The organism is Allobaculum sp. JKK-2023, from assembly GCF_034745455.1.
GTDB lineage: Bacteria > Bacillota_I > Bacilli_A > Erysipelotrichales > Erysipelotrichaceae > Allobaculum.
In genome coordinates, this window is the sequence record NZ_JAYERV010000003.1 from 1,658,505 (window position 1) to 1,672,863 (window position 14,359).

Here is a 14,359-nt window from a genome sequence, read left to right on the forward strand (position 1 = left end):
ACTTGAACTTTGTCTCTTGATGTCGTCTATCTTTGACTGACTTAAGGATAAAACTCGACAAGAAGAAAAGATAATACCTATTCTTTAAGCACCTATAAGAATAGCTTATACTGAATCTATGATTGACCTTCGATTATGGGAAGTTCTGGTGGCTTTTGATCAGGAAGGCACCCTGCAAAAAGCCGCTGATTTTCTCCATATTTCTCAGCCCGCCATCTCCCAGTCTTTACGCCGGCTGGAAAGCGAACTTGGCGTCCCCTTATGCATTCGTGCCCACCGAAATCGTGTTGTTCTCAACGAAACAGGTCTGCAAGCCGCCAAAGAAGCCAGAGCGCTTCTCGAAAAGGCCCAGCAGCTGGAAGACCAGATTCGAACCCTGCAGACCATTCAGATCGGAACCTGTGCCCCGCTTCCCGAATGGCAGCTCGAAAAGACCATCCGCCACCAGTTTGGATCCAGAGCGCATTTTGTTTTAAAAGATGATCCTGAAGAATTGCTTGAAGATCTGAAAAGCGGCCAGGATTTTCTGGTCATTCTCGGAAACCCTGTCGACAATCCAGATTTGTATGGCCACTACCTGACCACAGAAACCCTGGATCTGGCCGTTCCCCAAAATCATCCGCTGGCTGCCAAAGAGAAAATTTTGTTGAAAGACCTCGCTGGTCAGAATCTGCTTCTTTACAAAAAAATCGGCTGCTGGAACCGCCTGGTCCAGGAAAAACTGCCCAACACGCATTTTCTTTCCATCGACAACCGACCGACTTTTACAAGTGCTGCGATTCTGGGCGCTTTTCCTTACTTCATTTCCCAGTCCTTTGTGGATACCAACCCAACAGTGACGGCCCGTCCATTAGAAGGAATGCAGATGGATTTCTATCTGGTCTGCCTCAAAGACAACATTCAGGCCCGTCATCTGATTCAGAATATCTGCCAGAATAAGCAGGACAAAGAACTCTTTGACTTTTTCAGAGTTGACCAGCCATTTGAATCCTAGAGATTGAAAAATACATTCCTATCTCTAGTGATAGTCAAGATATGACGATTACAGATAGGAATGAATAATTCATGGATTCTATTCTGGAATCTATCCGGAAAGCGAATAAACTAATAAAATACCGAAAATAAAATATAGAAAATGTCAGCTTAGAAAGAAGGGATGGAAGTGGAAATAACATGGTTGGACAGAGCCGTCAAAAAAACAGATCTATTCATCAGGAATCGTCCTAAAGAAGTCAGAAAATCCTATGGACAGTTTTTCACTGGCCAACAGACCGCTCGCTTCATGGCCTCCCTGCTCGAAATTCCAAAGCAAGGTCCAATTACAATTCTTGATCCTGGTTCAGGAACCGGAATTTTATCTGCTGCTTTACTGGAACAAATCGAGAATTGTGGATTTAAAGGTGAAGTGGAGCTGACTTGCTACGAGACCGATGAGCTTGTATTGCCTGTTCTCGAGGAGAATCTCCAAATGATTCAAAGTGAGGCTTCCTTTTCGCTTCGATTCACTATTTTGAACAGAAATTACATTCTTGAGCAGGCAGATTCCTTTGAGGGCACGCTTTTGGATAGCCTTCAGCAAGAATCCAAAAAATACAATCTGGCTATTGTGAATCCGCCATACCGAAAAATTGCAAAAGACGATCCACAGGCTTTAGCAGTGCCTTCCATTTGTAAAGGCGCTCCAAACCTCTACTTTATCTTTACCGCAATTGCACTGTTCAATCTTGAACCCGATGGACAGATGAGCGTCATCATTCCTCGATCATGGACATCTGGATTATATTTCCGCTCTTTTAGAAACTATCTGGTTCATTCTGGATCTGTGGAACATTTACATCTGTTTGTTTCCCGAAGCAAGGTCTTTGACAAAGACTCCGTTTTACAAGAAACAATAATTGTAAAACTTCGCAAAGCAAAACAAGCCCCTAAGATTACCATGACAACCACTGAAAGTAACGCCGATTTTGATACTCTCACCACTTTTCAAGCTTCCTGCAATACAGTGATCTTTGGACCAGACAATTACTTTTATCTAGTGACCAATCCCAAAGAGGCAGAAATCTTGCACAAGCTGAGCCAGTTTAAGCAGACCCTTCCTGATATTGGTCTAAAGATGAAAACAGGACTGACAGTGGATTTTCGCGTCCGCGAAGATTTGCGAAATAACGCCAATGAAAATACTGTGCCGCTCTTTTACAGTCATCATCTTAAAGACGGCCGAGTAGAGCATCCAATTGGCAAAGAAGGGGAATGGCTGGAAACAGGAAAAAAGGGATTGCTTCAGCCAAATACAAATTACCTGTTTGTCAAGCGCTTTACCGCGAAAGAAGAAAAGCGAAGACTCCAGAGTTCCGTCTATCTGGCTGATTCCTTTCCTGATTATGAATTCATCAGCACCCAGAATAAAATCAATTTCATCACGGGAAACAAGCCATTAGATAAGAAGACTGTATTTGGGTTGTATGTTTTATTCAACTCGACTCTCTATGATCAGTATTACCGAATCCTGAATGGCAGTACGCAAGTTAACTCTACCGAGATAAACAATATGCCTGTGCCATCCCTGGAGACAATCAGGCATTTAGGTGCCAGATTGATCACCAAAAATGATTTATCAGAATCCAGCTGCAATCAAATTCTGGAGGAAATTTTATGAACCATCTTGAACAAGCCAAAGATATCCTTTGTCAACTGGAAGTCTCTGAAAAGCAACAGTCTAAGATTTGCCAGATCACCTTATTGGCCTTGGCCAATGTAGATAAAGAGACCTCCTGGCAAAGTGCAGAGAATCCATGGTTGAGAATTCACGACATCTTAGTCTTTACCAATGAGAAGTATGGAGAAAAATATGCGGAAAACAGCCGGGAAACATTCCGTAAGCAAGCACTTCATCACTTTCGCAACGCAGCATTTATAGAAGATAATGGAGTGGCCACAAACAGTGGTAAATATGCCTATAGACTAACAAATGAGATGAAGGACTTACTTTGTTTTTATGACACTCCGTCATGGTCAGACAAACTTGCAGAGTTTAAAAGTAAGCATAAATCCCTTATCCAACTCTATTCCTCTCAAAAGAAGAGAAAAAAGATTGCTTTTAGTGTTAATGGTCAAGATCTAGAATTCTCACCAGGCAAGCACAACGAACTACAGAAAGCAGTTATCGAAGAATTTCTTCCTCGGTTTGCTCCTGGTTCTCTTGTTCTCTATGTCGGAGATACAGAGAACAAGAATCTTGTCCGGGAAAACACCTGGATGGAAACTTTAGGATTAGAACTTGGTTATCACGAGAAATTACCAGACATCATTCTTTATCAACCAGATCATGAGTGGCTCTATTTTATCGAGTGTGTGACCTCCACTGGACCGATGAGTCCACAACGGATTCAAGAAGTAAATGGTTTAGCTTTCAAAAGTACCGCAGGAAAAATCTATGTTACTGCTTTTCCTGACTTTAAAACTTATAAGAAATTCATCGATTCTATTGCCTGGGAGACAGAGATTTGGCTGGCTGATAATCCAGACCATATGATTCATATGAATGGAGACAAATTTTTGGGGCCAAGACATTTCGAGTGAGCTTTTCCGAATTGCTTATGTTTACATTCCATTGAATTTGATTCTTTCAAAATTCAGTCATCAAAATGGATTGTAGAAAAACTTCATTCCTAGTCTCAACTCTTCGAAGTTGCCCATATACAAAGTTGGTAAACAGTTCAAAAATCAATTTACCACTTGCGCTTATGTCCTTTATCATTAAAGAAAAGTATTCCTGAAAGCCAGATCCGTCCCACTGATTTCATTGATCTGATCCCGGCTTCAGGTCACTTTCAGAAAGGAAATCTAACAATGAAAACTATGGAATTAGGAACAAGCAATCTCAATGTGCCACGCATTGCGGTTGGCTGCATGCGGCTTGACGAACTCAATGAAGACCAGCAGGTTGAATGGATCAACTGGTGCATCGACAATGGTCTCAACTTCTTCGATCATGCTGATATTTATGGGGGAGGATCCTGCGAGACCATGTTTGCGAAGGCATTTGCCAAAACTGGCCGCAATCGTGAAGATATTCTTCTTCAAAGCAAATGCGGAATTGTTCCGGGTGTCATGTATGACTTTGACAAAGACTACATTCTCAAAAGTGTGGACGGTATTCTCGAACGCCTCAATGCCACCTACCTTGACGTCCTGCTTTTACATCGCCCAGACGCTCTGATGGATCCAAAAGAAGTTGCTGAAGCGTTTGACGAACTCTATGAATCCAAAAAAGTTCGTCACTTCGGTGTTTCCAACTTTAACCCGATGCAGATTGAACTCCTTCAGAAATACGTTCACCAGCCCTTACTTGTTGACCAGCTGCAGTTTTCCATCGTCAACAGCTGGATGATCAGCGAAGGCTTTGAAGTAAATATGCCTACCGATGGCGCCGTCATGCGCGATGGCTCTGTTCTGGAATACCTGCGTCTGCATGACATGAGTATTCAGACCTGGTCGCCTTTCCAGTATGGCGACTGGGAAGGCGTCTTTATTGGCAACCGCGAAAAATTTCCAGAACTCAATGACGTCCTGGATGAACTGGCCGCCAAATACAATGTCACTCCAACCGCCATTGCCGCTGCCTGGATCTTCCGTTATCCGGCAAGCATTCAGCTGATTGCCGGTACGACCAAGATCAGCCGGATGAAAGAAATCATCGCCGGCATGAATCTCCATCTCGATCGCTCTGAATGGTATCGCCTGTATATGGCCGCCGGCCATCGCCTGCCCTAAGCACCGACCGCTTTTTTCTGTTCAGATAAAAAAATCCCTGAAGAATATCGGATTTCTCCTTTATCCTTCAGGGATTTTCGTTTGTCTGGCGACTTCCTATTTTTGCTTTTACACTATCGTCGGCGTTCAATGGCTTAACGGCCGTGTTCGAGATGGGAACGGGTGTGACCCATTGGCTATCGTCACCATACTTTGCATTGAATCAGCGCATCCTTGGATGATTATTCAATGACAGATTCGATTTCAGTATTCTTGCGAATACCGCGGGTTGGATTCACATGAATCTTTCAAAAACAAACACCAGCTTCAACATAACTTTGGTTACAGTTATGATCTGATCATTTCTGATCGTTTACTTCTTATTACCGCCTGTCTGTGATTTTGAATGATTCTGGAATCATTGTCTTTAACTTGCGTCTTTGACTCTGGTTCCATCTTCTTCATTCTTCATCACTTCCAACAGGCGCTCTCGTTATCTTAGATTAAGCTTTCGACCGATTAGTACTGGCCAACTTCATTACTCACGTAACTTCCATACCCAGCCTATTTCCTTGTAGTCTTCAAGGGGTCTTATCTACCGCAGATCTTATCTTGGGGCTGGCTTCGCACTTAGATGCTTTCAGCGCTTATCCATTCCCTGCTTGGCTGCCCGGCTGTGCCACTGGCGTGACAACCGATGCACCATTGGCAGGTCCATCCCGGTCCTCTCGTACTGAGGACAGCTCCCCTCAGATCTCCTGCGCCCACAACAGATAGGGACCGAACTGTCTCACGACGTTCTGAACCCAGCTCGCGTACCGCTTTAATGGGCGGACAGCCCAACCCTTGGAACCGAATCCAGCTCCAGGATGCGATGAGCCGACATCGAGGTGCCAAACCCCGCCGTCGATGTGAACTCTTGGGCGGGATCAGCCTGTTATCCCCAGGGTAGCTTTTATCCGTTGAGCGACGGCCCTTCCATTCGGCACCGCCGGATCACTAATCCCGACTTTCGTCCCTGCTCCACTTGTTGGTGTCGCAGTCAGGCGCGCTTTTGCATTTACACTCTCTGTCTGGTTTCCATCCAGACTGAACGCACCTTTGGGCGCCTCCGTTACTCTTTAGGAGGCGACCGCCCCAGTCAAACTGCCCGCCTGGCACTGTCTGTAAGATTCTCTCTTCACGTTAGGGCTTCAAATCATCAGGGGCGGTATCCCAACGGCGGCTCCAAAGAAACTGGCGTTCCTTCTTCATAGCCTCCCACCTATCCTGTACATGACCATCCAAAACCCAATACCAGGCTGCAGTAAAGCTCCATGGGGTCTTTCCGTCTAGTTGCGGGTAACCTGCATTTTCACAGGTACTAAGATTTCACCGAGTCTGCTGCCGAGACAGCGCCCAAATCGTTTCACCTTTCGTGCGGGTCAGAACTTACCTGACAAGGAATTTCGCTACCTTAGGACCGTTATAGTTACGGCCGCCGTTCACTGGGGCTTCGGACCACTGCTTCTCCTTGCGGATAACAGATCCCCTTAACCTTCCAGCACCGGGCAGGTGTCACCCCATATACTTCGCCTTGCGGCTTTGCATAGAGCTGTGTTTTAGTTAAACAGTCGCTTGGGCCTTTTCACTGCGGCTCTCTCGAGCGCCCCTTCTTGCGAACGTACGGGGCAATTTTGCCGAGTTCCTTGGCAACAGTTCTCTCGCTCACCTTCGCTTGCTCAGCGCGCCCACCTGTGTCGGTTTTGGTACGGGCCGCAATAAAGTTTAGCTAGAAGCTTTTCTTGAAAGCCGCTCCATGTGCTTGGCTACTTTCTTTCGATTTCGCTTACCCTTCACGCTCTGTACGCATTGATCCGGATTTGCCTGGATCCGTACTGCCGCGCTTGGCCCTCAATCCATTAAGAGGGTCACACTTCCCGTCTTTGTCACTCCATCGCCTTTATTGCGGGTGCAGGAATCTTCGCCTGCTTTCCATCTGCTTCGCCTGTCGGCTTATCATTAGGTCCCGACTGACCCAGGGCGGACGAACCTTCCCCTGGAATCCTTGGGCTTTCGGTGTGCAGGATTCTCACCTGCATCTCGCTACTCACACCGGCATTCTCACTTCCATGTCCTCCACAGACTCTCACGATTCTGCTTCCATGAACATGCAACGCTCCCCTACCATAAAAATCTTTCAATCCTTATCCGCGGCTTCGGCAGATGACTTAGCCCCGGTACATTTTCGGCGCAGGGCCACTCGACTAGTGAGCTGTTACGCACTCTTTAAAGGGTGGCTGCTTCTGAGCCAACCTCCTAGTTGTCCGTGCGTCCCCACATCCTTTTCCACTGAGTCATCATTTTGGGGCCTTAGCCGGCGGTCTGGGCTGTTTCCCTCTTGAGCATGGACCTTATCACCCACACTCTGACTGCCAACTTTTCTCCTTGCGGCATTCGAAGTTTGATTCCATTCAGTACCCCGGGATGGGGCCATCATGAATTCAGTGCTCTACCTCCGCAGGCTTGCGTTAACGCTAGCCCTAAAGCTATTTCGGGGAGAACCAGCTATCTCCGGGTTCGATTGGAATTTCTCCGCCAGCCACAGGTCATCCGCCAGCTTTTCAACGATGGTCGGTTCGGTCCTCCACAAAGTTTCACCTCTGCTTCAACCTGCCCATGGCTAGATCACCCGGTTTCGGGTCTGCTCCTGGCTACTTCATTCGCCCTGTTAAGACTCGCTTTCGCTTCGGCTTCGCATTTTCCTGCTTAACCTTGCATCCAAAAGCAGCTCGCCGGTTCATTCTACAAAAGGCACGCCATCACCCTTTGACGGGCTCTGACTTCTTGCAGGCATACGGTTTCAGGTTCTCTTTCACTCCGCTTGCGCGGTTCTTTTCACCTTTCCCTCACGGTACTTCTTCACTGTCGCTCACTCTTACTTATTCAGCCTTGGCGGATGGTCCCGCCTGCTTCCGACAGGATTTCACGTGTCCCGTCGTACTCAGGATCTCGCTGACTACTTGGCTTGCTTTCCAGTACAGGGATTTCACCTTCTGTGTCCGTGCTTTCCATCACGTTCCTGTTCACTCGCGTTTTGTCTGGTGCGCTCCTACAACCCCATATCGCTATGGTTTGGGCTAATTCCCTTTCGCTCGCCGCTACTCGGGAAATCACTGTTGTTTTCTTTTCCTCCGGCTACTTAGATGTTTCAGTTCACCGGGTTGCTCTCCATATCTAAGACATGGATGACTGGATATGACTCCAGCCGGGTTCCCCCATTCGGATACCTGCGGATCGTCGCTTTCCTGACAGCTCCCCGCAGCTTTTCGCAGTCTGATGCGTCCTTCATCATTCAAGAGTGGCAAGGCATCCTCCGTACGCCCTTCCTTGCTTGATCTAGTTTCAAATATGCTTGTTTTTAACTATGCTTTTTCGAGATTTTTCTAATAAGAACTGTTAACTGTTTTCTGACTTGGTAAATCTTGTGACTTCAAAGATTGAATTTCTTCTCTCTTTTCAGTCGGTTACTTTCGTAACGTTGTTACTTACAACTTACGTCAGACCTTCTGTTATGTCTTATACTGATGTTCGTTTTTCAAAGATCCATGGTTTAGACTGTTTCTTCTGTACTTCTCTTTTGAACTTTGTTCTTCGAGAAGAAGATGAATTCCAGCCTGGAAGATCGCTCTTCCAAAACTCTGTTACAGACTCCAAACTTAGTTACTTAATGCTTCCTTGTACTTTCTCCTTAGAAAGGAGGTGATCCATCCCCACGTTCCCGTAGGGATACCTTGTTACGACTTAACCCCAGTCATCGGCCCCGCCTTCGACGACTCACTCCTTTTCAGGTTATGCCATCGGCTTCGGGCGTTGCCGGCTTCCATGGTTTGACGGGCGGTGTGTACAAGGCCCGGGAACGTATTCACCGCGGCATGCTGATCCGCGATTACTAGCGATTCCAACTTCATGAAGTCGGGTTGCAGACTTCAATCCGAACTGGGACGCCTTTTCTCGGGTTCGCTCCACTTCACAGCTTCGCTTCCGTCTGTAGGCGCCATTGTAGTACGTGTGTAGCCCAGGCCATAAGGGGCATGATGATTTGACGTCATCCCCGCCTTCCTCCGGTTTGTCACCGGCAGTCTGATCTGAGTCCTCATCTTACTGGTAGTAACAGATCACGAGGGTTGCGCTCGTTGCCAGACTTAACTGAACATCTCACGACACGAGCTGACGACAACCATGCACCACCTGTGTGGATGGTAACCTCCAACTTATCTCTAAGTCTTCGCATCCCATGTCAAGGCCTGGTAAGGTTCTTCGCGTTGCTTCGAATTAAACCACATACTCCACCGCTTGTGCGGGCCCCCGTCAATTCCTTTGAGTTTCACACTTGCGTGCATACTCCCCAGGCGGAGGAGTCATTGCGTTAGCTTCGGCACCGGGGCATTACCCCCGACACCTGCTCCTCATCGTTTAGGGCGTGGACTACTAGGGTATCTAATCCTATTTGCTCCCCACGCTTTCGTGCCTGAGCGTCAGTAACAGTCCAGGCGGCCGCCTTCGCCACTGGTGTTCTTCCATATATCTACGCATTTTACCGCTACACATGGAGTTCCACCGCCCTCTCCTGTCCTCGAGCGCGGCAGTTTCCAAAGCCTGTACAGGTTGAGCCCGTACCTTTCACTTCAGACTTGCCACGCCGCCTGCGCACCCTTTACGCCCAATCATTCCGGATAACGCTTGCCACCTACGTATTACCGCGGCTGCTGGCACGTAGTTAGCCGTGACTTTCTGGCAGGTTACTATCAAAAGAAAAGCATTTCCTCTTTCCTTCTTTTCTGACCTGCAACAGAGCTTTACGATCCGAAGACCTTCCTCACTCACGCGGCATTGCTCGTTCAGGCTTGCGCCCATTGACGAAAATTCCCTACTGCTGCCTCCCGCAGGAGTCTGGGCCGTGTCTCAGTCCCAGTGTGGCCGATCGCCCTCTCAGGCCGGCTATGCATCATCGTCTTGGTAGGCTTTTACCCTGCCAACTAACTAATGCACCGCAGATCCATTCATCTCCCAGGCTTTAGGGCCTGTTTCAAAAACAGAAGATGCCTTCTGTTTTCCTATGGGGTTTTAGACTTCGTTTCCAAAGCGTATCCCCCGGATATGGGCAGGTTATCTACGTGTTACTCACCCGTTCGCCACTGAACACAAAAGTGTTCCGTTCGACTTGCATGTATTAGGCATGCCGCCAGCGTTCATCCTGAGCCAGGATCAAACTCTCCATTTGATATTGACTCAACGCTATTGCGTTTATATTTCGTGAATTGATTATTGAAGTATTAAGTGTTGTTTCAAGAATCGACGTGTTAATTTCGAATATTGAATTGTCTGTAATCAGAGTTTTCAAAGAGCCATCTGTTTGCGAGTGAATCAACTTCCCTCACAAGGCTTGTTTATCTTATCATCTGCCAGACAGGAAGTCAACATCTTTTGTGAAATATTTTTAAGAATTTCACAATCGATGATTTCTTCGATATCTAAAGATGATTTGCGTCAGGTCAGCGGCTTTGTTGCCGTGTTTCTTAACGCTCAATTACTATAACACCGGGCAGTATCCCGGGTCAAGCACTTTTGTGAAAATATTTTATAAATTCACATTCAAGAGTTTTACAGGAATTCTGCTTTTGGGCAGGTTCCAATTTTTGCTCTGGCATCCATACTGTCCTTCCAAGCGAAAAACAGCTTTTCTTTTATACCTCGCGAGTTCCTGAAAAGTCAAGTACTTTTCTCTTTGACCATTCATTAAATCAAGTGTGGTCCCGATCGGGTATAGATTTGTCCTCGCTGGAAAAACTATACCCGATCAGGGCACTTCTTATTTTATTTTTCCCGGACAGGTTTCAGAATGTAAAAAACCTTGAAGAGTTCTGGCCTTCTCCATTACTCTTCAAGGTCCTCCACCCGGTTCATTTTATAGCCAACGCCAAAGCTGGTTTCAATCAGCTGATGGTTCAGTTTTTTACGAAGCATCGTCATATAGACACGCAGCGATCCATTGTCTTCGTCCATACTATAGCCCCAGACTTCACGTCCGATATAGTTATGGGTCAGCACTTTTCCGACGTTTTTCGAAAGCAGAACGAGCAGTTTGTATTCGATGGGCGTCAGATGGACAGACCGGTCATTGAGCAGAACCCGCTGTTCATCATAAAGGATCTTAAGCGGCCCGTTGATAAAGGAAGTTTCTGTTGCCTGTCCGCCTGGTGTTTTCAGTCTTCGTTCAATCACCCGAATTCGGGCGAGCAGTTCATCCACTGAAAAAGGTTTGCTTAAATAGTCATCGGCTCCAGCATCCAGGGCTGCCACTTTCTGCCTGTCTTCTTCACGGGCAGAGACAACAAGAATTGGAGTGTTAGAAAACGAACGAATCTTTTCAATAATCTGCTGGCCATCCAGATCCGGCAGGCCAAGATCAAGAAGAACAATATCGATTTTTCCCGACAGAAAAGCCATCAGGGCTTCTTTGCCATTTCGAACCAGAGAATAGGGGTATTCCTGCGTTTCAAACAGGGTTCTGTACAACCCACCCATCTGACGGTCATCTTCAACAACCAGGATGAACGGCTTGGTGTGCATCGCTGCAGTTTTCGAGTCTGACTTTGCTTCCATCACGCACCTCATCTTTCTATATCTATAAGTAGCTCTATCTATAAGTAGCTCTATCTATAAGTAGCCCTGTTTACTTGACATTCCGTCTGTTTGCATGCAACAGTTCGGTTTCTTTCGATTTGACGCCATCCGCCGGCTTTTTATCCAGAAATTTTCCTATTTGCTCCAGCCTGGCGGGATATTCAGACAGATTCCTCTTCTTCAGAAGGCAGACTCGTCAATTCACTCAGATCGTCGGGTGAAAAGACCACTCTGGGCAGAGTGATTCGAAATCTGGCTCCAGGGTGGTTGTCCAGAACCTCGATGGTTCCGCCATGGACGTCCACGATGCTTTTGCATAAAGAAAGCCCCAGGCCTAAAGAGCGTTTACTATCGACAATCTTGTTGTGGGAGGTCATAAACGGTTCAAACAGGTGCTCTTTTTCTGCTTTTGGAATGCCCGGGCCATGATCGGCGACATCAAGCAGGACTTTGTCGCCAGCGCTTTTGATTTCGACTTCAATTGCACTTTCTGGCGGAGTATATTTCAGAGCATTATCCATTAAATTAACGAGAAGCTGGACCAGAAGCTTGCCATCTGCCTGAACAAATGCGTCTTCTTCAGGTTCGATCAGCGCAATCGCACGATCTGAATCTGGACCGCCATGACAGGATGGACGAACATGACGCAAAGCTTCGACAGCCACTTCTTCGACATCCACCAGTTCCTTATGCAGGTCAATCGTTCCATCTTCCAGTCTGGTCAGTGCCAGAAGATTTTCGACGGTGTCGCGAAGCCAGATGGAATCTTCGTAAATCGTCCGGGTCAGCTGTCTGCGGTTGTCCGGACTGCATTGGGGATCAAGAAGCATATCCGCACTGGCAGAAATTGTGGTCAGCGGTGTGCGCAGATCATGTGAAATTGATCGAAGCATGGCGATCTGCAGCTGTTCCTGCTGGCTTTTGAGCGCATTGGCTTCACTGATTCGCACATTTTCATTGTTTTCCAGGCACAACGCACTCTGCCCAAGAATCGAAAGAATCATGGACATTTCATCCGGAGTCAGTTTTCCTTTGTTCAGATCAATTCCAGCCACCCCATAGACACTGGTCTTATGGCGGACTGCAAGATAGAGACAGCGTGCTCCAAAAAGCGTATCGGTTGTCGCACCAGCCCTTTTGTTGTTTTTCAGAACCCATAAAGCAACGGCCTGTTCTTTACCGTTTTCAAATGTCTGCGGATGTTCACTGCAGATCGGCTTGCCCAGTTTTCCCTGCTCATTAGGATAGAACACGATGTCTTTTCCGGTCAGATCGTGAAGCTGCCTGACCGTCTGACCAATGATCTGCTCATCGGTATCGGACTGAAGCATGTTCTGGCCGGACTCATAGAGCAGTGCGCTTTTGGCCGCTGCTCTGGCCATGAAGGTCTGCTGCCGGTGATTTTTTCTGGCCAGATCGGCAATCGCAATCGACAGCGTAATGGTCAGAATAAAGGAAAGAATATATCCCTGGTCGACCATGTCCAGAGAATGGGACGGCCAGGCAAAAAAGTAACGGAAAACCAGAACCGAAAGAATCGAATTGAGTCCGGCCGTGATTGTATTTCTCGAAAACACTGCGGTCAGCAGAATCGAAAAAATATAGATCACAAACAAGTTGGCCTCAGAGATTCCAAGATTTTCCAGGGCAAAGCAAATTAGAGTCGCCGCAATCAGGGGAACAAATACATAGAACAGGCCCTGAGACACCTCTTCCATTTTGAGGCTGAATTTCTTTGCGGGGCGTCTTGTTGCGGTTGTTTCAGAATCCGGAATGATAAAGATTTCCGCATTGGGAGCTGATTCGCTAAGCTGATCGGTCAGGGAAGAGGGATGCAGGAACGCACTTTTGCGCCCCGAACGGCCGATGACAATCTTGGTGGCGTGGCTGACTCGGGCAAATTCGCCGATCTGCCTTGCGATGTTATCCCCAAAAACCGTTTCAATCCTCGCTCCCAGCCGATTGGCCAGGCGCATATTTTCTTCCAGTCTTGATGCATCGTCCAAATCGAGCGTATCGGACTGGGGCGACTGAATGTAGAGTGCAGTAAACCGTCCATGAAAAGCCTGGGCCATGCGAGCTGCAGCCCGGATAATTCCTGCATTGCTTGGGGAAGACGACAGACAGACCAGAATGTGGTCCGCCGCTTTGCTCTGCGGCTGGCTTTGGTTGAGCCGGTCGGCACAGCGTCGCAAAGCAATTTCACGCAAAGCGCTGAGATTATCCAGGGTGAAAAAGTTCTGCCTGGCCAGATCGGCCTGTTTCTGGCCATATACTTTGCCTTCCGCAAAGCGTTCCAGCAGTTCTTTGGGTTCGATATCTACCAGTTCGACCTGATCAGCCAGATCAAAGACGTCATCGGGAATCCGTTCTGCAACCTGAATGCCGGTGATCGCCGCAACGACTTCGCGCAGACTTTCAATATGCTGGACATTGACCGTCGTATAGACATCAATGCCATTTCGAAGCAGTTCTTTGATGTCCTGATAGCGTTTGGCGTGTCGCAGGCCTTTGGCATTGGTATGCGCAAGTTCATCGACCAGTGCCAGCTGCGGTTTTCTGGCCAGCACCCCATCCAGATCCATTTCTCGAAGCGGCAGACAATTGTATTCGACATTCAGGGCCGGGACCTGTTCAAGGCCATTGGCTTGTTCAGCCGTTTCTTTGCGGTCATGGGGCTCGAGATAGCCGATGACGACATCTACTCCTTTTTTCTTCAGCTCATGGCCAGCTTCCAGCATCGAATAGGTTTTGCCTACTCCTGCCGCATAGCCAAAGAAGATTTTCAGTTTTCCTCTGTGAGAGTCCGGATTTGGAGGGAGTCGCAAACTGGACTCGCTGCTCTCTGGAAGATTCGGATTGATCTCTTTTGAATAAGACTGTTCAGGTCTGGTTTCCATCATCTGCACTCGCCTTTCTTTCTTGCATTCATCTCCATTTG

The 14,359-nt window shown here is 47.4% G+C and carries 6 protein-coding genes and 3 rRNA genes; 4 read left to right on the top strand and 5 right to left on the bottom strand.

The window, feature by feature from the left end:
• Positions 1-118: 118 nt before the first annotated feature.
• From U4956_RS06760 to U4956_RS06775, 4 genes are all read left to right on the top strand, one after another.
• Complete coding sequence (locus U4956_RS06760) at positions 119-994, top strand: LysR family transcriptional regulator (RefSeq protein WP_323089781.1); 876 nt, start codon at positions 119-121, stop codon at positions 992-994.
• A 168-nt stretch (positions 995-1,162) separates the two neighbouring features.
• On the top strand, positions 1,163-2,656 hold the full coding sequence (locus U4956_RS06765) for an Eco57I restriction-modification methylase domain-containing protein (RefSeq protein WP_323089782.1): 1,494 nt from the start codon (positions 1,163-1,165) through the stop codon (positions 2,654-2,656).
• Entirely contained in the window at positions 2,653-3,579 is a 927-nt protein-coding gene (locus tag U4956_RS06770) for a BsuBI/PstI family type II restriction endonuclease (protein WP_323089783.1), read from the top strand. Before U4956_RS06765 ends, U4956_RS06770 begins: the two co-directional genes overlap by 4 nt.
• A 270-nt stretch (positions 3,580-3,849) precedes the next feature.
• Positions 3,850-4,773 (top strand): aldo/keto reductase, encoded by a 924-nt coding sequence (locus U4956_RS06775; RefSeq protein WP_323089784.1) that lies wholly within the window; start codon positions 3,850-3,852, stop codon positions 4,771-4,773.
• Positions 4,774-4,856: 83 nt separating this feature from the next.
• On the opposite strand, the gene rrf is transcribed toward U4956_RS06775, so the two are convergent.
• The 5 genes from rrf to U4956_RS06800 all read right to left on the bottom strand — a co-directional run bounded on the left by rrf (position 4,857) and on the right by U4956_RS06800 (position 14,321).
• Positions 4,857-4,963: ribosomal RNA gene (gene rrf, locus U4956_RS06780) — 5S ribosomal RNA — on the bottom strand.
• A gap of 288 nt (positions 4,964-5,251) precedes the next feature.
• Positions 5,252-8,131, bottom strand: a 23S ribosomal RNA gene (locus U4956_RS06785).
• 355 nt (positions 8,132-8,486) lie between these two features.
• A 16S ribosomal RNA gene (locus U4956_RS06790) occupies positions 8,487-10,015 on the bottom strand.
• Together the 16S, 23S and 5S rRNA genes form the textbook arrangement of a ribosomal RNA operon.
• Before the next feature lie 653 nt (positions 10,016-10,668).
• Positions 10,669-11,397: a response regulator transcription factor gene (locus tag U4956_RS06795; RefSeq protein WP_323089785.1), complete on the bottom strand. Its 729-nt coding sequence runs from the start codon at positions 11,395-11,397 to the stop codon at positions 10,669-10,671.
• 182 nt (positions 11,398-11,579) lie between these two features.
• Positions 11,580-14,321, bottom strand: coding sequence for a sensor histidine kinase KdpD (locus U4956_RS06800; RefSeq protein WP_323089786.1), 2,742 nt, complete (start codon positions 14,319-14,321; stop codon positions 11,580-11,582).
• Positions 14,322-14,359: the final 38 nt, after the last annotated feature.